Source organism: Legionella quateirensis (assembly GCF_001467955.1).
Classification (GTDB): Bacteria; Pseudomonadota; Gammaproteobacteria; order Legionellales; family Legionellaceae; genus Legionella; species Legionella quateirensis.
Map to the genome: position 1 here is coordinate 250,778 of NZ_LNYR01000006.1, position 23,196 is coordinate 273,973.

Sequence of the window (23,196 nt, forward strand, 5' to 3'; positions counted from 1 at the left end):
ACTCTTTGGTACAAATAATAATACAAGGAGTGATTATGCCAGGAAATAAAATATCAACAGATGATGCTGGAAAAACAGGAACATTACTGAGTCTGGGTAACCTAGTTTTAGCGCCACTTTATTGGGCAGATACTCGACTTGGGCTTTCCGCGTCACTATTAGCAACTGCCGCGTTTCTCTATGGAGCTCATGAGGTAGGAAAAAATCGCAGACCTCTAGATAATGCGACCAACCGCGCTAATAGTTTTTTTGGTGCTAAAACTGGAGATAAGAGCACTGAGATAGAAAATGCTCTTGCGAATATTGCGGTAGGTGGTGCGACGTTGTTTGACGAAATATTCCCGGAAAATAAAATAAAGCCTAAATAATCGCCCCAGATTCAATCATAACGCAATTAAGTCGATTGTTTTGGTTATAAAGAGCCATTCCCCATTTAAAGGGAGTGGCTGCTTCAGAATTGAATTAAATGCTCAGAATCAGCCGTTTTATTATTTAATAAAAATAATCCCAATTGGAATAAAAAATTCGTCACGTCATACACAATAAAACACTCTTCGATAAACAATTAATCACATATTTTCAAGTTCTTACACATCATATTCAAGGTCATTAATGATCACTTAATATTCATTTGTTATAATTTTGAGCTCAATAAACAAAATCAGGGCTTCCTCACTGTTCTCACTTGATTTATTTGGGATTTATTATGCAAAAATGTTATATACAGTATGCAATCACTTCCAAAAATGTTCTTATAATTAGTTGTTACCATAATCAAATTTCTGCTGCCGCTGCCTTTGTCGATCTTAAGAAAAAATATCATGATACAAATACATTGCTCCCACTTAAAATATCTGAAGATATTCCTTCTGAAGAACATCAGATAGGTGAAGTTGTTATTGAACAATTAAAAAAAATTCAGTCCTATGTAACCGCCCAACAAACCGTCATCACAAGTGTGTATTATGCTGGTGATGTCAATCTGGGATTTGGGGGTAGATCCAAATTCCCTTTATTTCTATTGAATGACACAATATCTCAATTGTTTAAAAATCATCATTTAATGAGCGAGGTACCAATCCACCTATCATTGGAATCTGCAAATGAGGACATTGTTAAGGATGCCACAGCGATATACTTGGAACAGTACGCAGCCTCTCACGAATCAACGTTTCCCAATTCACCTGTTATCATCCAACAGAAAAAAGGTTCTTTATCTGTACCTAATTCGTCAACTCCATTAAAAAAAATGGACGTAGTACCCAATGATTCAAGACAAAACAATTTGGGGCTTACAAAACAGATGACTCAAACAGTGCCTCAAGCGTTCTTTACTCAAGTAGTCGCTGTGAATAAACCGGATATCATTGTTCGTAACGACAGCAGTTGTGCTGAACTTCGCATCAACTAGCGAGTCTTCTGTATTTCATTTTATAGTGATCCATCGCTGCGCAGAAACAATAACACTGTTATCTTGTTTTGACTGAATGATTTACATTAAGTTTTAATAACTGTTAAGCTAAGAAATTAATGTCACAAGGAACGTGAATGAAACAAATAATAAGTACAGTTTCTTTAATTACAGCCGCATTATTTGCTTCTTTGGCAATGGGAAACACATACAAGGTTCCGGCTACAGAAAAAACGACGACACTAGGGCTTTTTACTCTCAATAAAACGCCCGTTATAAAAGTTCGCTCAGGTGATACTGTTTCAATGGAAACCTGGAATAGTTGCCTTCATGAAATGGTCTACAATAAAACAACTCCAGCAGAGGTAGCCCAATTTTATGTAAAACATGACATTCAAAAAAGACGAGGAATGCATTCACTCACAGGCCCTGTTTACGTAGATGGAGCAGAGCCTGGTGATGTATTAGAAATTCGGATTCTTGATATTCAATTAAATGACTTTGGATATAATTTCTTAAGCCCTACTCAAGGGATTTTATCAGAATTTACCAAGCCAAGAATAAAGTATTTTAAATTCGACAAAAAAAACAACACGACTGAATTTACTCAGGGTGTTTGCCTGCAACTGAAACCTTTTCCAGGAGTCATTGCTGTAGCCCCACCTAATGATTGGCCGGAAGGTTGGCCTGTCAATATAGAGGCCTCAGCAGCGCAACCGGTAAGGGGGGAGTTTAACTCCGTTCCGCCGGGACCTTTTGGTGGTAATCTGGATGAACCGGAGCTGCAAGTAGGGTCAATTTTGTTTCTCCCAGTATTCCAGAAAGGGGCTCTCGTCTGGACTGGTGATTCACACGCGATGCAAAGCAATGGAGAGATTGATGTTACCGCCCTCGAAACCTCATATAAAGGTATTGCTTTGCAGTTTATCGTAAGAAAAGACCTTAAAGCAGAAGGAGTATTTGACAAAACAAAAAGAAAAGGCGGGGACGCATTTACCTGGCCAATTACCGAAAATTCAACGCACTGGATTATTACCGGCTTAAATGTGGATCTGTTTGAAGCGATGAAGCTCGCCTCCAGAAATGCCGTAGACTTTTTAGTCCGCACACAAGGGCTATCACGGGAAGAGAGCTATCAACTATTAAGCATGGTAGGTGATTTCGAGATTGCCGAGGCAGTCAATGTCATTAAACATGTGACTGTTCATATCCCCAAAGAAGTCTTCAAAAGAGCAGGTAAAAAATCCACTCTATGTGCATCCGAAACTTTTCCACTCAAGGCACCCAGGATGGATGCGGATAGCGTCTGTGTCCCACAGGAAGGGTTAACTATTCAATAATTTGCAACGGATAAAAATGAAAAATATCACCCTGCTCCTGGTTTCGCTTTTAGTAATAAACACGGCATTCGCCGATCATTTCACGATCAACAACCAGGTATCTGGCCCATTTAATGATCACAAATCAACAATTGCGATTCAATGGGCCGCTTCTGCCAAAGAAGTTGAAATGAATAATAAAATAGTCAGAGAAGGATTAAAATTAAATCCAGATAACCTGTTCGTACTTACACAACTGGGGAAGAACAATTTAGCCATTCCTGAACAAGCGGAGTACTTTAGAGTACTTGTCTGGTCAAAGAGCTCAGGAAATCCAGATTTTCTTACAAACTGGGTCGATTTAATACCGAATAAAACCTATACATTAACACAAGATCTCCTGGTTCCTGTCGCCCTCATGTCAGGAACAGGTTGCTAGAGCAGCTACCAGTCCAGCTTATTGATAACTTAGTTCTTGATGTTCATAGGTCAATAATCCGAATTATGAAGACAGCATTCAGAATGCAGAGTCCACTCCCATAAACAGCTGAATGTTCTTACCAATTCTATTTGTTCTGCATCCGAACGCCTTTATCTTCATTTATTGCGTCTCGTTCTGCTACAATTTCCCTTTTCCAGTTACTTGCAAATTCTTTAGAAGCTTCTGTTTTGAGGGCAGATTTACTGGTATCATAAGCTTTAATTAAATCGGCTTTATCATTGTCATATGTGGCCTTAATAGTACTAACTGGTGTTTGAAAACCAGCTGCAATTTTTCCCGCCAAATCGATTGATGCCTTAGGATCAGTCCCATCTTGATTGACGGGTTGAATGATTACTTTGGGTTGATCTCCAAATAATAATTTAGAAAAGATACCTGGGGTATATACCTGAACAGTAACTGCCGCTTTCGCATTATCATCTGTTAAGGTTATTGTACCTTGATAACCTGTCAAAATATTGAGCCATGAATTTGGCTTATCCACAGTAGCCATAACATCTGCACTGATTCCTGGAAATACATCTTGAGCCTTTGTATTGGATTGAAGCAATGAATCCAATTTTTTAAAAGTAGGATCAGTACCTAGAATACTGGTATTAAATTCATATCCTGGGTTAGTTTTTACGAAATTGAACTCAAAAGGTTTTCCTTTAATGTCATCATATATTTTTTTTAAAAAAACCTTATCATAATCTTTTTTATTTTCACTATCTTTTTCAGTATTACAACCTCTTAACATATTTTCAAAGCTCTCGAGAGTCATTTTATCTTTCGGTGCTACACTGGAACTATGCAAACTGGTCTGAAGCATCATTACTGCGAACGCCAAAACATAAGCCGCATCCGAATCGGCAAAAATACCGGGATTTGAATTAAAATAAGCCTTACCAAAACTTGCAACTATCCGATCAATTTGCTGGGCTTCCCCTGGCAATTTAAATGAAGTTAAAAAAGTTCTGAAAGCCGTAGTAAAATCCTGCCCCTCAAAATCAAAATTAAGAGTAAAGGAGTTTAATACAGCCTGATTCTCAGCTTCTTTACCACCCAGATAATCACCAACAGCATCTAAATCCAGATTTTGTTTTTGTTGTATAAAGAACTCGGCAATTTCTTCTGCAACTTGAACGTTCTCCTCACCGGTTAACAAGTCCTTTATCATATTGATACCATTTTTAGGCTTGATGTTAAAGGCTTCAGCAATGTCTCTCTGTGCGGCTGTTATTTTCGGGTGCATACCGTTCTCCTTACGAATTCATTAATCATAGTTATCTTAAATTAAAGACAAAGGATGACAAATAAACCAACAATATATCTATATTATGGTCCATTTGAATTTAAATGGACAATTTCACCTGAAATTATTTTAAAATGTTCATAAGATTTAAGAGCACCGTCAGGTCAACTAATCTCAATGTGCTCTTACCAATTCTTTATAATGTTCTTCATTAAAACCCAATGCGATTACATTATTATTTTGGATCAGAACAGGTCTCTTGATCAGGGAGGGATTAGCGATAATAAAGTCAATTTGCTCCGACATACTCAAAGCTTCGTAAAGATCTTTATATTTTCGGTATGTCATTCCCTTTTTATTTATGGGAAGTTCTCCTGCGAAATCCCCCCATGCTTTTATTTGTTCTTTGGTGGGTGGCGATTTTTTGAAATCAATAAATTCGTAATCAATTTTATTAAGCTCAAGGAATTTGCGGGCTTTTTTTACAGTATCACAATTGGGTATTGCAAACATTAAAATCATTTTGGTCCAGAGTTCGGCTGCAGGTAGTGCTATCTTATCCATGTGTTCCTGTATTGCAAAGAGTTTTTACTGCCTACAATTGTGTCAAAGACAGAATTAAAGCATAAATCAATCACAACCATTCACATGAAGACAAATTACTCTTATGACATAGTGTTGTTACACTAATCCTGAATCACACAATAGAAGTAAACCATGATCTGAACAATAGACTTTATAATGAAGCGACAGCGACTTATTGTAGTTCTAAACTGGGTATAAATTTAAGAAATCCTATGCCGAGCAAAAACGCTCATCCTATGTTTTTCAATCGTCCTCTTGCCCTCATATTAACACCCCAAATCGAATCCAAATAGTTCTGAAACAACAACGATATCATCAAAAAGTACTTTGAAGGGTATTGCTTTGAGTATATTCATCAGGTGTTTCAGTCAAGCCAGCTTTTTCTGGAACGATATTAGTCATGCTAGCCTCGTTCGTTCTTTTGATAAACATTGATAAACTTAATAAAGGGCTTTCGGAAGAATTATTATCTGTAAATGAGATAGAATCGCGAAACTCTTCTAATGCAGGTAGTCTGAACGAGGTACTCGACTCGACCATGGCTTTGAATTTTTCATCATCAGGCGTTTCATAAAATCCACCGAGCTCCTTCCATAATTGCTGTTTAACGGGTTCTTTAATAAATTCCCAAATTGGCAGAATACCGTCTTGAAGTTTAATAATTAACTGCATTAATTGGTGATATTCTGTTTCTGATTTTAACGGAAGCATTTGTCGCAGATAATTCATAGAAAGACTAGAGACTATCTTGTTTTTCCTGGATTCAAGAGCCCGCTCTAAAGCATCTTCAAGATTAATAAACTCATTTAACTCCGGTTCATAAATAAAAACCTGTCCCGTTTCCAACTCATAATACCAACCATGAATTGTCAACTCCTTACGAGCCATTTTCTCATGGATCAGTGGGTAAGTTTTTAAATGTTTCATTTGTTGCACAATATTTTTTTTAGTAGCAATCTCAAGCTCTCGCGCCGGGTCATTCAGTTCAGTTTTTCGCGCTGCCTTTATTTCTTCTAACACAACTTGAGAGTGACCAAGCCAAGATGCTACGGCAGGCAAATGCTCCTCAATATGTGGCGTTAATAATCCTTTCATTGCACCGCAATTTGAATGACCACAAATGATAATGTCTTTTATATCTAATATTTTTAAAGAGTACTCAATAGCACCGGTTTCGCTAAAACTTGATGGATAAGGTGGGATAATGTTACCTATATTACGTATGCTGAATAAATCACCAGGATCAGCTTGTGTAATAAGACTCGGCACAATTCTTGAGTCAGAGCACGTTATAAATAGTGTTTCAGGATTCTGTTGACCACTTAATTGTTCAAATAAATCTTTCATCCCCTGAAAAGGTTTTTTTTTAAATTCAAGTAATCCGAGCATCAATTTAACTAACATCGTTTTCCTTATATTTTCATTACATAATTCATAAATTTAAGACAAATTAGCATAGTATTAAATAATCGTAAAGCAATGTTTCAATAGCGTAAATAGCCGAGGTCTTCTAATGAAGTGAGATTGGCCTAAAAATAAGATATCCTCCTGAACAATAGAGTTTTTTTCATCTGTCATTTGCAGTCACTGCAGCCATAAGATATTCTGAAACTATCCAAGTGATGACCAATATAAAATTAGAGAACTGATGACTGATACTCAATCCTCAAAAGGAAAAATAATTTTAATATTGATTAGCATAGTCGTGTTCCTTATATTTTTAATTAATTACATATTGACCTATCTTGCCAATCTTTTTATCGCCAATACCATTGTTCCTCAATTTAATAATCAAAAGGGTGCTGTTACTTTTTATGCGCATGTTCGTTTGTTCCCGTCCATAAAATTAAGTATCAATAATTTTGAATTCAATCAAAACAATAAGTCCATTATCAAAATAGATGAGGTATCCGTTAAAATTTCTTTTTGGCAATTATTTAATAAAAAACTGCATATATCGAAATTGTCCATCAATGATGGCTTTATTAATCTTTATAATATTCCTCAGATAAAATGGAAAGAAAATACAAAAACGGCCGAACCGGAAGAAAAGAAACCCGAACCCCGCAAAGAAATTATAACAACTCAGGAGACAACGACTCAGGAAGCGTCTTTTTTTTCACTGGATAAAATTGAATTAACAAACCTGCAAATCAATTATTCGCCCTCGCAAACGAGTCAACCAATTTATTTAAACAGCATTCAATACGATAATTCTTTAACAAATAACTCCGAGCATGTTGTTACTATATCAGGTAGCTGGTGGGATGAACCCATCAATGCAACAGTTACGCTCAAGTTAAATTCAAGCTACCCCATGCTAATGGCACACATTAACTTTGCTCGAAATGAACTCTTTTTAACGACCAATACCATCGCAAACAGCTTCCAGATGCAAACCCATATAGCAATAAAAAACCCGGAGATAATTGCACAATTGATATCAATACCAAAAATGCATTTACCTACCCAAATAAATGCCACTCTCAACGCAGAAAAGCATCAATTAAGCATCGCGCCAATCCAGATTGTCTTTCCCACTGCAACACTGCATGCCACTATCACTCTCGCAGGAGAGTCACCCATTAATATGCAAATGACTCTGCCAAATGATTTGCTAACAGACCTTTCTGGCAACATGATTTATGAAGCATGTCCGCTGCCTCAAGTAATGACCATGTTACTCAAAGGAATAAATACCGAAGTGACTATAACGACGCCACAATCCTCTATAATAGGTATGGAAAAAACCCTTATCAAAATAGATGGTCTTGGTATTCAATTTGAAGGGAATAGCTTACCGAGCGCACTGAAAAAAAACATGCAAACCTGTTTTGATTATAACTTGCCCGATGCATCTAAAGTGATGGATACTTTACTCGGCCCCCCCTCATAGTACCCCATGATTCCGATGTCACCACAAAGGGCCTTCACAAATCATAATCAATTTTAACTCCAATTGAATAATGAGATCTTTTAACGAACTGAAGACATTCAGAATTTTTCACATTGATCTTAAAAAGGACTAAAGGTAATATACTCACCCACAACACCAAAAGAGAGCACTATGTTTTCAAAAAGCACAAAAAATGGGATTACACCACAAGACTTAGATAAAGCCATAATGAATCTATCTGCTCAAGAGGCGTTGCTATCACAACAGTTAAAGGATGGATCTATATCGCAAACTCAGTGGCAAGAAGAAATGCAACGATCATCAAGCCTGAAAAGTTCATATAGAAATAACATAGATACACTACTCGATGAACAACAATCCAGTTATTCACCAAAATAAACTGCTCTCCTGACCGCCAGCAATCCGGAACAAACCAGATTGCTAGCGAAAAGTTCATAAGCATCGCAGGTTCAGATCCATAACCCACCTATTAACAGAATAAACACTTCTTTTTTAATGAATTTTATCTCATAACCAAATCTGGACATCAATGAATATTTCCAGTAAATTTCACCAAATTTTTTAAGAAAAAAATACTGTCATTGGAGAAGGTATTTGAAAAAAGGATTTTTGCTATTATTACTTTGTGCTTCGAGTCAAGTTTTTGGTATTCAAAATACAAATAACGCTTCACTTCCCTCTACTCAATCGTCTAACTCTACTTTTGTTTTTTTAGATTTGTTAACGTGGCAAATACGGGAAGTAAGTGATGATAATTGGGCTCAAATTCTTAAGCCAAAGGATGTTAATGAACAAATACAATTTTTAGATGTTCCCTTCAAGTGGGATACTGGATTTAGAATAGGGATAGGCTATAACAACACCACTGAAAATCCCTGGAATATTCAGCTTTATTACACAGGATATAAAACCAAAGGGGTTAATCAGGCAAGCATCAATTCAGGAGAAATTCACTCAGCCTTCGCGGGTAATTTTTATGCCAACAATGCTGCAGGCGATGGCATTTCAGGACCCTATTATCATCAAGCAGGAATACAGTGGAATGTAGTGTATGATACCCTTGATCTAGAGCTTGGCCGAACAGTTAAAATTAACAGTATTCTAAATCTTCGTCCATTTGTTGGGCTTAAAGCAGCTGTTATAAATCAGAATATTAATACAACCTGGCAAGAGCCCTACGAACCAACCACAAACGCAAATCCTAACCCTACACGAATAACAACGTTCTCATCAGCAACGGAACAGATGACCAACAATTTTAAAGGATTAGGACCATCATTCGGTTTGGATACCACGTGGCATTTATTTGAACCAGCTAATCATCAATTAAATCTTCTTGGTAATTTCTCAGGCGCGTTTTTAGGCGGACATTGGAAATTAGCAGACGTCTATTACGATAATACTCCGGTAACTATCACGGTCGTTAATGACAGCCTGACAACAGCAGCTCCAATGGCAAAAGGATATTTGGGTATGGAATGGATAGGCGCAATAAATAATACCCATTTGAACATCCGTCTGGGCTATGAAGGGCAAGTTTGGTTCAATCAGTTGAGATATTACACTTTCGATATGGGGAAGACGAATGACTCTCTATTTCTACAAGGTGGTGTTTTAGATTTTTTATTCACTTTTGATTAAGATTCATAATGAAAAAACAACAAATTATTACATGCGCTTTTTTGAGTTTCATAAGCTTCTTTAGCGCAGCCTCAGGTGAACTAACTTTTTTTGAAGATCTTCTTTATTGGCATGCGTCTCAAGAATCGACATCAACTTGGGCATACGTTCAGACCATTCAAATCCCTGAACCACCTCCTCCTCGCCCATCAAACATATATACTGAACCTAATGTATATTTTAATTGGAGCCCTGGAGTCAAAGTGGGGATTCAATACGAACAACCCGCATTATTTGATACCAAATTATATTGGACTTACTTTTCTAATAAAGCACGTGAAGCAATAACCGCCAATACTAACGAAATTATTCTACCTGAATTTTTTAATGGATTTACTGTTCAAAACGTCTTCAATGCTGCTCAATTAAACTGGAGATTAATCATGAATATGGTCGATGCTGAAATAGGCCATAAATTTAATCCCCTTGATACACTAATTGTGCGCCCATTTATAGGAATTAAAGGTGGAACCATTAATCAATCAATAAATTCCTCATGGCAAGAAAACTTATTCAATACCACTTTATATTCCGCTACAGAACATTTAAAAAATAATTTTTGGGGAGTTGGACCAAGCTTTGGAATTGACAGTGTATGGCACCTTTATAAAAACATTAATATCCGTAGTGATTTTGCAACTGCCTTTTTGTGGGGACATTGGAATATAAAAGATGTTTATCATCAACCTCAAGCCCTGTTAGGCTTTATTCCAGAAAAAACGGTCACATCGAATATGAATAACTCAATGCTGGGCTCATTTATGACCCGCGGTTTTTTGGGACTGGAATGGTCCTTCCAGGCAAAAGCCCAGGTAACAATTAAAGCGGGTTATGAAATGCAATTTTGGAGTAACCAATTAAGGATACCCATCTTCCAAGCAGTTCCTATACATGGTGATTTGACATTACAAGGTGCCACATGCGGTATTTCAATCAATTTATAATTGTTACAGGGTTATTTTTTTCCTCATTTGCCTATGCAATTGATTTTTATGCTGATGCTTTATACTGGCAAGCATCTGAAACAGTCGATTGGGCTTTGACCAATAACTTAAGGTTGCCGAATCAAATTATCGCCTATAAAACAATAGATTTTGATTTTGCGCCTGGATTTAGAGTAGGTGCAGGCCTACAAAAAGAAGATTGGAATATCAAAGCATTTTATACACGATACCACGTGCAAGCTAAATCAACTACTCATGACAATGTTATCTCTGCGTTTATGCCGAGCAAATTTGTCGAGACTTTTTATCAATCAGCGCAAGTCGATTTTACGATTGACTACAATATATTTGATCTGGATCTCTATAAGAGCATTCAAGTTGGTGAATCCTTAGTTCTGAACCCTCTAATCGGACTCAAAGGAGGCGCGATCAATCAACGCATCAATACCGGCTATCAGGGTATAGTCTCAGTTTTAGAGCAGGTAACCAATAATTTCACAGGCTTTGGGCCAAATATCGGACTGGAAAGTCAATGGTCGTTTTATAATAAGAATAATTTGCAATACAGCCTGATTGCTCATGTTGCTACTTCCTACATGTGGGGCAAGTGGTCTATCTATGATAGGCTCACCCGTAATGATTCAGCAGAAATTGGCTCTGTTATTGTTGGAAAACGAGATTTGGGAGCAATTGCTCTCCAAGGGCTTGTTGGTATCAATGTTGATTATAAAAATTTCTCGATGAAAATTGGTTATGAGATTTCCGATTGGTTCAATCAATTTCAAGTTTTTGATAACGCCACAGGTACCCATACTAATGATTTAGTTTTACAAGGTGCAACCCTGGCTTTTAAATATAGTTGTTAAGCTTGCATTTTGGATGCATAGGTTCAGGTCTTTTCATTTGCTCATTAAAGATGGTCACTCTTGATATGGTGTGTCATTGAGAGGGTCAATTTTCTTGACCAGTTTAGCTTTAACTGGTCTGATTATATCTATCAAAATATTGCAATTATTATGCAAATAAACTGCATAAGGAATAGTCATGAAATTCATTCATCTGATCTTTATTCTGCTTCAATTACCCCACGCTGTGTTTGGTTTTCAACTGGAAGAAGCGAGCATTACAGATGTGCACAAGGCAATAACTGAACATCAGTTAACTTGCGAGCAATTAGTGACTGCCTACATTGAACGAATTAAAAAATTTAATTTATCAGTTACTGATTCTCCTCCCATTAATGCTATAACCGAAATTAATCGATCTGCTTTGGATGACGCACGACAGAAGGATAATCTTTTTGAAAAAACAAACACTCTATCTGGCCCATTGCACTGCATCCCGATTATTTTAAAAGATAATATTGATTCATTTGATACCACAACAACTGCCGGCTCTTATGCTTTACTAGGCAATCAACCCTCAAAAGACGCATTTTTAAGCCAAAAATTACGAGAGGCAGGTGCAATCATTCTGGGAAAAGGTGGGATGGATGAATTTGCATGGGGCATGATGGGTATCAGTAGTCGTAATGGCCGAATAGGAAATGCTTATAATCCTGATAAAAATCCGGGAGGATCAAGCGGAGGCCCTGCTGCCGCAGTAAGTGCAAATTTTGCAATGGCAGGAATTGGATCAGATAATAGCGGTTCTGTACGTATTCCTGCTGTATTTAATGGATTAATAGGTATGCGGCCGAGTACCGGTTTAATTAGTCAATCAGGCTTGTTTCCGATGGGAAAGATTGATGGTGTTGCAGGACCGATGACCAGAACAGTTTCAGATTTAGCAATTCTATTGGATGTTATTGCCAAACCAGATCCTGAAGAGAAGAACGCCAAAAATATAAATCACCCCCAAAGCTACACTGCTTATTTGAATAAAAATGGATTACAAAATAAACGAATCGGTATTGTGCGACAAGTTGGTACTGTTGATACATTTAAGGATATGCCTGAACACATTCTTAATATAATGCAAAAGGCATACTCCGATATGCAAAATCTTGGTGCACGCTTTATTGAAATTAAGTTAAATGGATTTGATACACATCGTGAGTACAATCAAGCCGGTGAAATTCAAGATATTAATAAGTACTTAAACAGCTACCCAGCAACCAGAACAAATTTCCGTGATATATGCGAATCAAACCGCACTCGTAATTTTGGTACAATTAATGAGTGCTTGAAGTTCATGAAAAAAATGGAAAAGCAAACGGTACATGAAATCAAACTTGCCCATAATATTGCTTTAAAAAACAATGACTATGTGAACAAAATGATGCAAGAAAAGCAGTTGGACGCCCTGCTCATACCCATTTCAACACAAGGAATTGCAACTTATGATGGCAATACTATAAATACCTGGCGTGCTCCAGTTTCATCAAACTCAGGAATGCCTTCTATTGCTTTTATTATTGGATATTTCCAAGACATGCCAATAGGAGTCGAGCTGATTGGTAAACACTATACTGAATCCGCATTAATTGAAATGGCTTATGCTTATGAGCAACATAGTCCTAAACGACAAGTACCTAAAATGCCAAAAGAAAATAAACAAGTCGAGAACATGTCTATAGCTCAATTTAATAATGTGATTAATCAATTGGGTAAAAAAGCTTATGAGCAAGTACTAAAACCTTATGGTAATGACGAGAACAAATTAACAGCAGAGGTCTTTCAAAAAATCACTCAATCGGTATTGAATAACGAGTGATTTTTTAAATAATTGTTAAGGGGTAATCAGCTATTTCCAAATTTTAAGACAAGACACCGGTGCCTCTCCTGGTTAATAGCACCGATGTCATTTGATGTACTATTGATCTTAGGTCTTCAGAGAATTTGGTACATAGTGTTTTTTGAAGGTAACAATGAGATTCGAGTTTTTGGACTTCATATCCATTGAATTGGGATCATAACCACTTGGCAATTTAAAAGACTGCGTGTAATTACGTTGAGAATAGCTATAGCTTTTACTGCCATGTTCACTATGTGTTGTTTTCTGGATGAGGAATGTATTAACAATCATTAAGCCATCTTTTACAGAAACATCGATTTTACTTTCACTGCCTTCGGGCTGTTTGATCGTGTAAGTAAGTTCGTTGTTGTGCTCCTCCATTTTAATGTCTTGTGAAGGATTTAAAGTACTTTTTGAGTTCATAAAACCTAATGAAGCGTTATTAAATTGTTTGAATTGATGCTGCATTAGCCTGTCCATAGCCTGTTGCATGGTCTTGAATTGATTAAATACCTCATCATCGGATTGAAAAAATGGATCGTTATCCAATAGAGATGCGCTTTGATACATACTTTTGGGTATCGGATTAGCAACTGTTGGATTTACCACGAACATCATTGCGCTAAGGATAAGTGCCCACGATAAAAATAGAACGTATTCTTTTCTCATAACATCCTCCTTCTCTATCAATCTATAACTAATTGAACCATTTTAGAAACAGGGGCTATGACTACAGACCCTGTCTCGATACACAAATACAATTAAGAATTCTTTACACGGCTTGAGTCATGACATCGCTTTTATAATGCCGCAAATAATCAGATTGGTTTCTATTGAAGAATAATTTCTTTTTGTGATGCTTCTCTAATAATTGCTCGAGAGCTAGAAAGCCATTACGAATAGCAATAAATAAATTGGAGTCTTGCTTTTTACTCACCAACTCCTTACCCGGTATGGTGATATCGATGCACACACTATACAGTTTGTCTTTGTGTGTGTTGTTTTTTGCCAAATCAACGACCACCTTGCATTTATTGATTTTGCTGTAGGCTCTTTTCAATTTTTTGAACTGTCTATCAACATAATAATTGATTGCTGGAGTTGATGAAATACCTCGGATTGTTGTTTGAACTGTTGACATAGTTTAAATCCTCTTAATTCTATTTTTATTAAAAGCAAAAAATATAAACAAAAATTAAGCTGTTTTAGTTCTAGTTACCTAAGTTCATAAAAATCACAAAATAAGTTAAACCCTCCTAAAGTTAATGGTATTGATAAGGTAGGTACAAAAAATTGATTTTCAAGAGTGTATTTTTAAAATAATGCAACACCAAATGCTTTTGCTGTCGATCGAAATCTACACAATCCGAACATTGCCGTAACTACTGGTTTACTTGAACAGTTAACTCAGTAAGAAATCACAGTATTTCTTGCTCATGAGCTCGCCCATATTGTTCTATCGTCAACCGATCATTGACGAGCAGTTTGCCACTTATCCTTCGACTTCGGAGCGAGTAGAAAGTCGTAGAACCATTCATTAAGAGTAAATCAGCATCAATTTTTTTTAGATGTCAGGCTTGAATTTTATTCAAAAACCCTTATCTAGGAAATCAACCACAAACATATTTTAAGGAGACAGCATGAACACATTAAGAAGATCTATGCCCATGTACCGTGATATGGGCCAATTGTTTGATGATTTTTTTAACCTTCAAAAGCAGGATGATTCATCCTACATTGAAACAGGCACTTGGTCACCGTTGGTGGACATTACAGAAGAAAAAGACTGCTTTTTAGTCATTGCCGATATCCCTGGTGTGAAAAAAGAAGATATTAGCATTTCTTTAGAGCAACACGTACTCACTTTAAAGGGCGAACGTCTATTTGAAAAAACAGAGCAGCATCAAAGTTATACTCGAAGAGAGAGGACTCAAGGTCAGTTTTATCGTCGCTTTAGCCTGCCTCAAACTGCTGATGATGCTAAAATCACCGCTCGATATACTCATGGGGTTCTTGAAATTAGAATTCCTAAAAAAGAAGCCGCAGCTGAGAAAAAAATCGAGATTAGTATTGAAGAATAAAAAGGCCTCATCAAGAGGCCTTCCTATTAAAAACTCTTATAAAAATTTAATCATCTTTTAATTTTTTAAAATTAAGAGGAGTGAAGCCATTTCATCAACTAAAATGTCACATCATTTGGCTTCTGACTTATCAACAAATCAATTACCATTTGCTGATCTTTCAATAAAATTACGAAACTTATAGAAAAATAAATAATTGTCGTCTGTTCCTCAATCAGGAGTTATGGACCAAGATGAGGTGAGAAGTATCATGACAGAAAATAAAAAAACAATTAATCAATATGAATACCCCAATTTCATAGACTGTGCACTAGCTATTCATGGTTCGGTTTCGCCTAGAGTATGGAAAAAGGTTTTCGCCGCATTTATGTATGCATGTCTCATTTCTTTGCTCAGTATATTTATTCCCTCCCTATCTCTTCCTATAAGTCCCTTTGAGTATGCTGGGGTAATTATGGGTTTAATTTTAGTTTTTCGTGTTAATGCTGGGTATGATCGTTGGTGGGAAGCAAGAAAACTTTGGGGAACAGTGGTTAATTGCAGTAGAAACTTGGCAATTATCTTCATCAATTACAGTCGAAATTCAAATCGTGATGAGATAGATAATGGTTTAGGCCTCATTGCAGCGATGCCCTATCTTATGAAAAATCAGCTGAGAGGAGTCACTAAGACCGATGAAATACAACATCTAGTGGATAAAGATACTTATGTTCAATTACAGCGCTGGCAACATCAACCGAATTTCATCTCGTCAAAGTTCGCTGAGCTGTTGTCGCAAATGCAAGAAGACGGCAAATTAAATCAGTTTTCTTTTTTGAAAGCAGAGGAGATTCGTGAGATGATTCTTGATTGCCAGGGTGCGTGCGAACGGATATTAAAAACACCCATGCCTTTTGTCATGGCAATCAAATCGCGCCGATTTATTCTTTTATTTCTGCTTATACTCCCCATAGCCCTGGTTAATTACTCTGTATACATTAATCCGATCATAGTGACGTTGGTGGCCTATGCTCTTTTTTCATTAGATCAAATCGGAGTCGAGCTACAAAACCCGTTCTCAATTGACAATTTGAGTCATCTGCCCCTGAATGATATTTGTAAAACCATTGAAAATAACGTTATCGAACTTAAAAAGAGCAAGATAACTAATGAAACCATTGGACATGTTTTAGGTGATGATTGAACCAATAGAAACCGACAAAGAAAACTGAAATTAATTCCTTGATTTAGGGGTGTTAAAGCAGTTCATTTTTCATTTTCTCAAGTGTTCTTTAACTACGAAAATTTGATTAAAATGCATCATCATTATCTCAATGGGATTTCATTCATAAATGCAGGATATACCGCTAACGGCATGGTATCAGGCCATCTGGCTTCAACAGCCACGAGTATATTCTTCGACATTTCTTTTAAATGAGGGAGGGTATTGTTCTTGGTTGCCACATCCACAAAAGATTGAAGACGTGATAAAAAGCGTGGTCTAACGGTATTATCTTCTGATTTCCACAAGGAGCCTTCAGGTACAGGACCTGATGGTCCTATCCTTTCTTGAAGTAGAATTCCTTCAAGATAAGGTAAGGTTTGTTGTAGTACCCAAAAACCACATGCTTTGGTATAAGCGATGTTATATGCCACATCATCATTCGCCGCGGGAATGGTACGTTTCAATTCTTCCCTGTAAATGATCTCCAAGGATTCAATAACATCAAGAGGGATTGCTTTAGCGCACCAACAGGTAGGCATGCTCATGCGCAAATAAGTGCCATCTAACAACGCATTACGAACAAAGCTCCACTCAAAATCAATCAATTGAAGGTCTTTGCCCTCATGGTCAAAAACATTATCAGGACAAATATCACCATGAGTCAAAACAGTAAATGGGCTTGGGCTTAGCATGGTTGTAATGATATCTTTTGCTTCGTCAATTAATGCCTGCGTAACAGGTACATTTAATTGTTTCTTTGCTGACTCAAGTTTTGGTAACAAGTCCTTTAAGATAAAATCAAGTTCCTCTTGCACGGTTTCTGCATTTTCATGAATTCTGTGTAAGAGCTTTTCATAATGTTCTGTATGACCAAACGTAGTTGCATGAAAACTGCCTAATGCCTTCATAAACCGGGTTAATGCAGCAATCGCTTTCTTTTGATCTGGAGCAGTTAAAGAATCAACAAGGCTAACGTGCTGTTGTCCTAAATCTTCAATAAGAATAAAACGTTGTTGTTTACTTGCACCATAAAATTTAGGAACATTATGAGCCGGTTGAGGAATACTACTCAGAAATTCAAGACTAGCCCAGTCACGAGCAAATCGAGCATCAGCTTCTTTGTCATCTGCATCGGATTGCTCTGGCAAAGATTGTTTTAAGATAATACTGTCTGGAACTCCATTTTTAGTACGTTCAAGTGTTATTCTTAAAACACTATTTCTTCGTTCAGGTTCGCTTAAAAAATCTATTGACTCAATATTTAGTTCTGTTTCAAAACGTGTTTGCAGTATATTTTTTACTTCTCGTAAAACTTCAGGATTAATAAGTTGTTTAACCATAACTAAATAATTGGGGTCTTCACTAAATGAAGTTTTCATAAACCCAGATTGTTCATAACACTTTATCGCGTTACTATTAAGTGCCTGAGGGTCAACTACTGCAGCAGAAAAACCAATAAGAAAATCCTTGATAAATTGATTAATTATCTTAACTCCAAAGCCTTTCCCACGCATATTTTGTTCAGCTATAAATAAATCAATCCCAACCAAATCCGCTTGTTTGTATTGTTTAAAGAGTAAGTTGTGCCGCCCATAAATCCCTTCGGGAAAACCATGTTCAAACTGGTAGTATTGAATGAAGCCAATAGGGATTTCGTCCTTATAAATAATAAAGCTTGGTACATTTTCCTGGCCTAAGATTCTTGGCTCATATTTTTCTCTAATTGCTTCGAATGACCAATGTTTTCCTCTTGCGTACCATCGGTTAACAAACGGCTCTTGAAACCACTGATAGATAAGAGTTAAATCATTGTGATTAAGCGAATTAAATTTAAACATAGTTAATTGAATCTAGGTTATGAGTGGATTTATTCTAACATCGCCGACAAAGATCAGGGCTCTTTCAAAGATTTTTCTTTTCCGAAGCCAGTCTTCGTTCCACCCTTTTAAAATCTTCATCAAGAATTAATTGCTCAAGGGCAATACCGCGCTCAAAAGCGTTTTACGTACAACCCCATGATTTGTGATGTAGTCGATTCTGTTGAAATAGCATGTTGTTTGGCATTAAAAATTGTAATTTCTGAAGCAAGTAGATTGGGGCTAGATCCAACCTGCTAATAATATTTAAAATCGATGAATTATATGGTGGGGCAACGGCTATTTAATTAGCTAATCAAGTAGTTGTATTTAAATATTTATTTTTCAATCGATTAAAAATATACCCCCAAATGTACCCCCATTGTCACTAAGTTAAAAAATTTATCCTATAAACAAAAGTACCTACTACGTTGGAAAAATTCTAAAATCGCTAATCAGATTCTGAAAATTTTCAATTTTGCCATTATACGAGTACTGGATACCAATAATTGTACCATTAGCTGCGGCAGCTAAATGATTGAAGTATAAATGAAGACTAGGTCTTTGTGTAAAATCCAACACTTCCCCATTATTTAGCGTAAAATTACCCAAACCCAACGCTGATAATGTAATTCGAAATTCATTTTCTTCTTGAAATGCTAAATCCTTTATATATGCATATTCAATAGGATTTCTAAGAAATTCAGACTCGTTTATAGCTTGTTGCCAATTAACGTATTTTATCATTCCATAATTAATTGAGAAAAATTGAATACATGGAATATTATTAGTTAATAATCGGGTATTTGACGACAGCATAACTGCATTTAGCATAGTCTTAAGTTTAGTATAATCAAAAATAATCCCCACTTTAGCTGTAGGATTGTGATTACCATAATTTTCCCAAATGTGTTCTGAATTTTGTATTGAAAAACAACTTGCATAAGTTCGAGAACGCGAATTATCGTAATAATGTTCCATTGTAAACTTAGGATCTGTTTCGAATGAACTACTAGCGTTAATTGGACGCTCAAGTGGTAGTTGTGCACCATCATTAATATCAGCTAATTGAAAGTCACTATAACTAGAAACATTATTGAAATAGAGATAATTTCCTAGGATTGAGTTTAAGAGATAGTCAATGTTCGTTATTTTATATAAGCATCTATTATTCGGTAGAGGATTAAGTAAATGAGCATGGGGTTCAATAAGTCCTGGGGGAACAAAAGAAATTGATGGTTTATTCTTAGAGAAATAATGATTCAATTTATCACGTGTCGTTTTCCATATATTCATAATTAATACTCTACCTAAGTATTCAGACAGGGCTATTTGTCACAAGCCCCCTTATTTTTAAATACAAATACATTCCTGAACTTCAGGTTTATAGTATTCTGCTTTACCTGATTTAATTATCAGATTATCAGAAAGTTTTATAGTTATCGCTGTATGAGTATGACCACATAAAACTAAAAACTGAATATCAGCATGTTTTTTAACAAAATTCATAATCACATCGCCAGTTGCTTTTGAAGCGAAATAAGGTAGCCAATTTTCATCGCTAGGTTTATCTTTGTGCCAACTGCTTTCAGGAAATGGTGGGATATGGGTAGCAATAATTACTTTTTTAACATCAGTTTTAGTCGCATCATCCAATGTCTCTTGGAGGACTGCGGCATCTGTGTCAGCCAATTTTTGCATTTCCCTTTTTAAGGCAGACTTATTCAATAAAAAAGCTTGATATAACTCAGCGATCAAACGACTATCATTTAAATTGACTAAGCTATGATCAAAATCTCCATAACGCGCATCTGCCCAGCCATCATGGCCTACTAATACAATACCCTCAGCTAATGTTAGAGTTTTAGGCTCCCCAAGCCAAATGAGGTTTTTATTCTGAGCACACAGAGCACGAACTTTTTCACGTACATTATTAACGCTACTAAAGTAGTAGTCGTGGTTACCTAATACAAAATAAATAAGCTTATTTGTGTAGGTGCTAAATTCTTGAAGAATTTCACATACATCTTTTGCTTCAGCTATATCGCCAGTAATCAAAATCTGATCTGCGCCAGTTTCGATTACCTGTTGGTAAAATTTCTTTCTTGCTTCAACCTTTAAGAAGTTGAGGTGGATATCAGTTAGCCAAGCAATATTCATTATTTCACCACATCAATAATAGCATTTATCCGTGATTCAACGATTTTTTTTCGACTCTCGGACTCTAGTGAATAGTTTAAATGCCCAGGTAACGCTTGGAGAAACTGATCATTACTCATTAATAGTCCAAATTCAGACGACCGATATTGCTTTAAATTAGCTGACGCAGCTATAACGTCACTAGCTATTTCCGGTCGTCCATCAATTACTGAAATAATATCCTCTAGGTCATGACTTAATAAAAAATCCTGGTTTCCACGATCCTTAAATGCTTCTATCTTGGTTGCCAGAAAATAAGGTGCAGAAATAACTTTTATATTTACATTGTCAGTAATGGTATGCATGATAGAATTTTCCTGCGCATCTTTATACCATTTATTAGAAAAACCTAAGACACTTTTATCTATAGGCATGACATCAATTAAAATGCCATCGCAATCCCAACGGCATATAGGATGATCACCAGAAATTAGCTCCTTAAATCCTTTTTGTCGTAATTTCTCAGCAATAGCATAATAACTCGGTCTAGTAATAACGTTGACTATACAATCTACGTCCACAGTAAAACGCACATCAGGAGCCGCTTTATCTGTTATTAATAACCCTGTGATACAACCCCCAACAAAAGTTACTTCATCACATAAATCACCAAGCCGATGTGCGATTAAACTAAGAGATTCGATATTTCTTTGAGCTGGACTTCTATTCATTTGCTACCAACTTTTTTGATTTTAATAATGCCAATATTTTTTGTGAAGCAATTTGCCTTTCTCTTACGCGCCCAGAACGAATAGCATCAATAAGTGTCAATAAGTCATAAAATAGCGGATCTGGATGCTTTGCTACGGATTCAGGTACTGAAGAGTATAATGGCTTTAGGGCAAGGCCACGCTCCTCTCCTTCGCCATATGGCCACACAGGGATAGGATCATTACCAGTAACAATCTGATCACTTAAGGATGGAGCGGCATAGCTGGTGGGAATACCACGGGCTAGCTCGCCTAATTTAGCAGGAAAAACGTACTTTAAACCATGAACAAAAAACTCTTCGCAGGCCTGAATGATAGGCTGAGGCTTGCTTGGCGGATGGTATGGTGTAATTAATCCTACCGCAACTAGTCGCTTAAATGCACTATTGATTTGAGAAGGACTCAAACACAATTCAAATGCAATACTATTTTGAGACCAGCTTTGATCTGCTTGGTAAGCTAATAACTTGGCTAGAACTACGATGTCTTGCGATTTAATCATTTCACATCACCTTTTCATTCCATATTCTAGAATTTAGAATAAAGAATACTTTTAGTCAATATAGGCTGATATGAAGTATACAAACTACTAATTGTTTCAGACCCTGAAAAATCTAAAACAATGGGTTTAAAGTGAAGAGTTTTTATAGACCACTCATAGTTACAAGCTTATGCACAAATGAACGCTAACTTTATATCGCTGATTGAAAAATAAACTTTGCCTCTAATATATGTAACAGCTCAAAAGTACGAATAAAAGGAACACCAAAATTCTAAGCAATATTAGGAAGCAATATTTTTCTTTTACATTGCAAATTAAATTGCTCATGCGTGACAATCGTTGATTGGGTAGTCATTGCTTTTGCAATTGCCCAGAGGGTCAGGCCTTGAATTGTGAATTATCAATTCAAAGTTGATGAATCTATTGACGATCCGGATGAAATGGATTAAAAACATGCCAAGGAAAAAATAGTTAAAAGTCCAACATGGCAAGATCACTACGGATAGAATTTCCAGGAGCCTTGTATCATATTACCTCAAGGGATGATGGTTAGGAGCGTATCTATATTTCAGAAGAAGATCGAAATTTATTTTTAAGTACTCTTTCTGAGGTATGTTTAAGATGTACATGAGTATGTTATGCATACTGTCTCATGGATAATCACTATCATCAGTTAATAAAAATTCCAGCTGGTAATTTAAGTAAAGGCATGCAATTACTTAACGGTATCTATACTCAAACCCAATCGTCTGGGGCACGCTTTTCAAGGACGATTCAAAGCAATGTTAATTGATAAAGATAGTTATTTGCTTGAGCTATCAAGATACATTGTATTAAATCCAGTACGAGCAAAAATGGTTACTTCACCGCATGAATGGAAATGGAGTAGTTACCTAGCAACTATCCTAGAGTCGAAACCAAATTGGTTGGATGTGGATAAAATTCTTTGTGAATTTAGTGACGATGTTTCCACAGCCGTTAGGAAATACAGGGAGTATGTAACTAATGAAATAATAATTAAGTCTCCATGGAGTGATTTAAAAAAAAGATTTATTTGGGGAATGATGCGTTTATTAATGGGATGTTGAAAAAAATTGACCCTCAAATGAATCTAATAGATATTCCGAAAACTCAATACGAATCAGAAAGATACACGTTAGAGGAAATAAAACAAAATACAGGTACAAGAAATAAAGGGATTCAAGTTGCGTACAAAAGCGGACAATTTAGTTTAAAAGAAATTGGGGATTATTTTGGTTTGCATTACGCTAGTGTAAGTAAAATAGTCAAAAAATCATGACGAGGCTTGTAAATTC

24 protein-coding genes and 1 pseudogene are annotated in these 23,196 nt (G+C 36.3%); 15 read left to right on the plus strand and 10 right to left on the minus strand.

The genetic code is table 11. The features are described from left to right. Window positions 1-35: 35 nt before the first annotated feature. The 4 genes from Lqua_RS03550 (at window position 36) to Lqua_RS03565 (ending at window position 3,169) form a co-directional block, all read left to right on the plus strand. Window positions 36-368, plus strand: a complete 333-nt coding sequence (locus tag Lqua_RS03550) for a hypothetical protein (protein WP_058472898.1) — start codon at window positions 36-38, stop codon at window positions 366-368. Window positions 369-706: 338 nt separating this feature from the next. Next, window positions 707-1,411, plus strand: a complete 705-nt coding sequence (locus Lqua_RS03555; protein WP_058472899.1) for a hypothetical protein — start codon at window positions 707-709, stop codon at window positions 1,409-1,411. Between the two features lie 137 nt (window positions 1,412-1,548). After that, window positions 1,549-2,751, plus strand: a complete 1,203-nt coding sequence (locus tag Lqua_RS03560; protein WP_058472900.1) for an acetamidase/formamidase family protein — start codon at window positions 1,549-1,551, stop codon at window positions 2,749-2,751. 16 nt (window positions 2,752-2,767) lie between these two features. Then, window positions 2,768-3,169, plus strand: coding sequence for a hypothetical protein (locus tag Lqua_RS03565; RefSeq protein WP_058472901.1), 402 nt, complete (start codon window positions 2,768-2,770; stop codon window positions 3,167-3,169). 127 nt (window positions 3,170-3,296) lie between these two features. Here Lqua_RS03565 and ralF read toward each other — a convergent pair whose 3' ends face one another. The 3 genes from ralF to Lqua_RS03580 all read right to left on the minus strand — a co-directional run bounded on the left by ralF (window position 3,297) and on the right by Lqua_RS03580 (window position 6,455). Then, window positions 3,297-4,466: a T4SS guanine nucleotide exchange effector RalF gene (ralF, locus tag Lqua_RS03570; RefSeq protein ID WP_058472902.1), complete on the minus strand. Its 1,170-nt coding sequence runs from the start codon at window positions 4,464-4,466 to the stop codon at window positions 3,297-3,299. A 174-nt stretch (window positions 4,467-4,640) separates the two neighbouring features. After that, window positions 4,641-4,988, minus strand: a complete 348-nt coding sequence (locus Lqua_RS03575; protein WP_058473080.1) for an arsenate reductase family protein — start codon at window positions 4,986-4,988, stop codon at window positions 4,641-4,643. A 378-nt stretch (window positions 4,989-5,366) separates the two neighbouring features. After that, a complete protein-coding gene (locus Lqua_RS03580; protein WP_083501242.1) occupies window positions 5,367-6,455 on the minus strand; it encodes a carbonic anhydrase in 1,089 nt (362 codons plus the stop codon). A 244-nt stretch (window positions 6,456-6,699) separates the two neighbouring features. Between Lqua_RS03580 and Lqua_RS03585 the strand changes: the two genes are divergently transcribed. The 6 genes from Lqua_RS03585 to Lqua_RS03610 all read left to right on the plus strand — a co-directional run bounded on the left by Lqua_RS03585 (window position 6,700) and on the right by Lqua_RS03610 (window position 13,307). Further along, entirely contained in the window at window positions 6,700-7,947 is a 1,248-nt protein-coding gene (locus tag Lqua_RS03585; protein WP_058472903.1) for an AsmA family protein, read from the plus strand. 171 nt (window positions 7,948-8,118) lie between these two features. Then, entirely contained in the window at window positions 8,119-8,346 is a 228-nt protein-coding gene (locus Lqua_RS03590; protein WP_058472904.1) for a hypothetical protein, read from the plus strand. A 216-nt stretch (window positions 8,347-8,562) separates the two neighbouring features. Then, complete coding sequence (locus Lqua_RS03595) at window positions 8,563-9,609, plus strand: Lpg1974 family pore-forming outer membrane protein (RefSeq protein ID WP_058472905.1); 1,047 nt, start codon at window positions 8,563-8,565, stop codon at window positions 9,607-9,609. 8 nt (window positions 9,610-9,617) lie between these two features. Beyond that, complete coding sequence (locus tag Lqua_RS03600; protein ID WP_058472906.1) at window positions 9,618-10,592, plus strand: Lpg1974 family pore-forming outer membrane protein; 975 nt, start codon at window positions 9,618-9,620, stop codon at window positions 10,590-10,592. After that, entirely contained in the window at window positions 10,568-11,458 is an 891-nt protein-coding gene (locus Lqua_RS03605) for an Lpg1974 family pore-forming outer membrane protein (RefSeq protein ID WP_058472907.1), read from the plus strand. The genes Lqua_RS03600 and Lqua_RS03605 overlap by 25 nt, the downstream gene beginning before the upstream one ends. A gap of 178 nt (window positions 11,459-11,636) precedes the next feature. Beyond that, entirely contained in the window at window positions 11,637-13,307 is a 1,671-nt protein-coding gene (locus Lqua_RS03610; RefSeq protein ID WP_058472908.1) for an amidase, read from the plus strand. A 108-nt stretch (window positions 13,308-13,415) separates the two neighbouring features. Here Lqua_RS03610 and Lqua_RS03615 read toward each other — a convergent pair whose 3' ends face one another. Together Lqua_RS03615 and hpf are read right to left on the minus strand one after the other, a co-directional pair. Further along, complete coding sequence (locus Lqua_RS03615) at window positions 13,416-13,997, minus strand: Hsp20 family protein (RefSeq protein WP_058472909.1); 582 nt, start codon at window positions 13,995-13,997, stop codon at window positions 13,416-13,418. 103 nt (window positions 13,998-14,100) lie between these two features. Further along, on the minus strand, window positions 14,101-14,469 hold the full coding sequence (gene hpf, locus Lqua_RS03620) for a ribosome hibernation-promoting factor, HPF/YfiA family (protein ID WP_058472910.1): 369 nt from the start codon (window positions 14,467-14,469) through the stop codon (window positions 14,101-14,103). A gap of 177 nt (window positions 14,470-14,646) precedes the next feature. Here hpf and Lqua_RS19000 point away from each other — a divergent pair. The 3 genes and pseudogenes from Lqua_RS19000 to Lqua_RS03630 form a co-directional block, all read left to right on the plus strand. Beyond that, window positions 14,647-14,739 (plus strand): annotated as a pseudogene (locus Lqua_RS19000) (protease HtpX); the annotation flags it as partial. A gap of 229 nt (window positions 14,740-14,968) precedes the next feature. Further along, entirely contained in the window at window positions 14,969-15,409 is a 441-nt protein-coding gene (locus Lqua_RS03625) for an Hsp20/alpha crystallin family protein (RefSeq protein ID WP_058472911.1), read from the plus strand. 250 nt (window positions 15,410-15,659) lie between these two features. Further along, complete coding sequence (locus Lqua_RS03630) at window positions 15,660-16,592, plus strand: bestrophin family protein (protein ID WP_058473081.1); 933 nt, start codon at window positions 15,660-15,662, stop codon at window positions 16,590-16,592. 122 nt (window positions 16,593-16,714) lie between these two features. On the opposite strand, the gene Lqua_RS17705 is transcribed toward Lqua_RS03630, so the two are convergent. The 5 genes from Lqua_RS17705 to Lqua_RS03655 all read right to left on the minus strand — a co-directional run bounded on the left by Lqua_RS17705 (window position 16,715) and on the right by Lqua_RS03655 (window position 21,880). Then, window positions 16,715-18,451 (minus strand): GNAT family N-acetyltransferase, encoded by a 1,737-nt coding sequence (locus tag Lqua_RS17705; RefSeq protein ID WP_065240144.1) that lies wholly within the window; start codon window positions 18,449-18,451, stop codon window positions 16,715-16,717. A gap of 444 nt (window positions 18,452-18,895) precedes the next feature. Further along, window positions 18,896-19,765 carry a hypothetical protein gene (locus Lqua_RS18470; protein ID WP_058472912.1) on the minus strand — a complete coding sequence of 290 codons (870 nt, stop codon included), beginning with the start codon at window positions 19,763-19,765 and terminating at the stop codon, window positions 18,896-18,898. A 57-nt stretch (window positions 19,766-19,822) separates the two neighbouring features. Then, entirely contained in the window at window positions 19,823-20,629 is an 807-nt protein-coding gene (locus Lqua_RS03645; protein ID WP_058472913.1) for a metallophosphoesterase family protein, read from the minus strand. Next, window positions 20,629-21,339, minus strand: a complete 711-nt coding sequence (locus Lqua_RS03650) for a hypothetical protein (protein WP_058472914.1) — start codon at window positions 21,337-21,339, stop codon at window positions 20,629-20,631. Before Lqua_RS03650 ends, Lqua_RS03645 begins: the two co-directional genes overlap by 1 nt. Then, window positions 21,332-21,880 carry a helix-turn-helix domain-containing protein gene (locus Lqua_RS03655; protein ID WP_058472915.1) on the minus strand — a complete coding sequence of 183 codons (549 nt, stop codon included), beginning with the start codon at window positions 21,878-21,880 and terminating at the stop codon, window positions 21,332-21,334. Before Lqua_RS03655 ends, Lqua_RS03650 begins: the two co-directional genes overlap by 8 nt. 782 nt (window positions 21,881-22,662) lie before the next feature. On the opposite strand from Lqua_RS03655, the gene Lqua_RS18645 reads away from it, so the two are divergent. Next, window positions 22,663-22,968, plus strand: a complete 306-nt coding sequence (locus Lqua_RS18645) for a hypothetical protein (protein WP_238585522.1) — start codon at window positions 22,663-22,665, stop codon at window positions 22,966-22,968. 17 nt (window positions 22,969-22,985) lie between these two features. After that, window positions 22,986-23,180 carry a hypothetical protein gene (locus tag Lqua_RS18650; RefSeq protein WP_238585523.1) on the plus strand — a complete coding sequence of 65 codons (195 nt, stop codon included), beginning with the start codon at window positions 22,986-22,988 and terminating at the stop codon, window positions 23,178-23,180. Window positions 23,181-23,196 lie beyond the last annotated feature (16 nt).

Excerpts from the sequence above, each read along its gene's own strand:
- Lqua_RS03550 (WP_058472898.1), top strand. The coding sequence starts at position 36 with ATGCCAGGAAATAAAATATCAACAGATGATGCTGGAAAAACAGGAACA.
- Lqua_RS03555 (WP_058472899.1), top strand. The coding sequence starts at position 707 with ATGCAAAAATGTTATATACAGTATGCAATCACTTCCAAAAATGTTCTT.
- Lqua_RS03560 (WP_058472900.1), top strand. The coding sequence starts at position 1,549 with ATGAAACAAATAATAAGTACAGTTTCTTTAATTACAGCCGCATTATTT.
- Lqua_RS03565 (WP_058472901.1), top strand. The coding sequence starts at position 2,768 with ATGAAAAATATCACCCTGCTCCTGGTTTCGCTTTTAGTAATAAACACG.
- ralF (WP_058472902.1), bottom strand. The coding sequence starts at position 4,466 with ATGCACCCGAAAATAACAGCCGCACAGAGAGACATTGCTGAAGCCTTT.
- Lqua_RS03575 (WP_058473080.1), bottom strand. The coding sequence starts at position 4,988 with ATGATTTTAATGTTTGCAATACCCAATTGTGATACTGTAAAAAAAGCC.
- Lqua_RS03580 (WP_083501242.1), bottom strand. The coding sequence starts at position 6,455 with ATGTTAGTTAAATTGATGCTCGGATTACTTGAATTTAAAAAAAAACCT.
- Lqua_RS03585 (WP_058472903.1), top strand. The coding sequence starts at position 6,700 with ATGACTGATACTCAATCCTCAAAAGGAAAAATAATTTTAATATTGATT.
- Lqua_RS03590 (WP_058472904.1), top strand. The coding sequence starts at position 8,119 with ATGTTTTCAAAAAGCACAAAAAATGGGATTACACCACAAGACTTAGAT.
- Lqua_RS03600 (WP_058472906.1), top strand. The coding sequence starts at position 9,618 with ATGAAAAAACAACAAATTATTACATGCGCTTTTTTGAGTTTCATAAGC.
- Lqua_RS03605 (WP_058472907.1), top strand. The coding sequence starts at position 10,568 with ATGCGGTATTTCAATCAATTTATAATTGTTACAGGGTTATTTTTTTCC.
- Lqua_RS03610 (WP_058472908.1), top strand. The coding sequence starts at position 11,637 with ATGAAATTCATTCATCTGATCTTTATTCTGCTTCAATTACCCCACGCT.
- Lqua_RS03615 (WP_058472909.1), bottom strand. The coding sequence starts at position 13,997 with ATGAGAAAAGAATACGTTCTATTTTTATCGTGGGCACTTATCCTTAGC.
- hpf (WP_058472910.1), bottom strand. The coding sequence starts at position 14,469 with ATGTCAACAGTTCAAACAACAATCCGAGGTATTTCATCAACTCCAGCA.
- Lqua_RS03625 (WP_058472911.1), top strand. The coding sequence starts at position 14,969 with ATGAACACATTAAGAAGATCTATGCCCATGTACCGTGATATGGGCCAA.
- Lqua_RS03630 (WP_058473081.1), top strand. The coding sequence starts at position 15,660 with ATGACAGAAAATAAAAAAACAATTAATCAATATGAATACCCCAATTTC.
- Lqua_RS17705 (WP_065240144.1), bottom strand. The coding sequence starts at position 18,451 with ATGTTTAAATTTAATTCGCTTAATCACAATGATTTAACTCTTATCTAT.
- Lqua_RS18470 (WP_058472912.1), bottom strand. The coding sequence starts at position 19,765 with ATGAATATATGGAAAACGACACGTGATAAATTGAATCATTATTTCTCT.
- Lqua_RS03645 (WP_058472913.1), bottom strand. The coding sequence starts at position 20,629 with ATGAATATTGCTTGGCTAACTGATATCCACCTCAACTTCTTAAAGGTT.
- Lqua_RS03650 (WP_058472914.1), bottom strand. The coding sequence starts at position 21,339 with ATGAATAGAAGTCCAGCTCAAAGAAATATCGAATCTCTTAGTTTAATC.
- Lqua_RS03655 (WP_058472915.1), bottom strand. The coding sequence starts at position 21,880 with ATGATTAAATCGCAAGACATCGTAGTTCTAGCCAAGTTATTAGCTTAC.
- Lqua_RS18645 (WP_238585522.1), top strand. The coding sequence starts at position 22,663 with ATGTTAATTGATAAAGATAGTTATTTGCTTGAGCTATCAAGATACATT.
- Lqua_RS18650 (WP_238585523.1), top strand. The coding sequence starts at position 22,986 with ATGAATCTAATAGATATTCCGAAAACTCAATACGAATCAGAAAGATAC.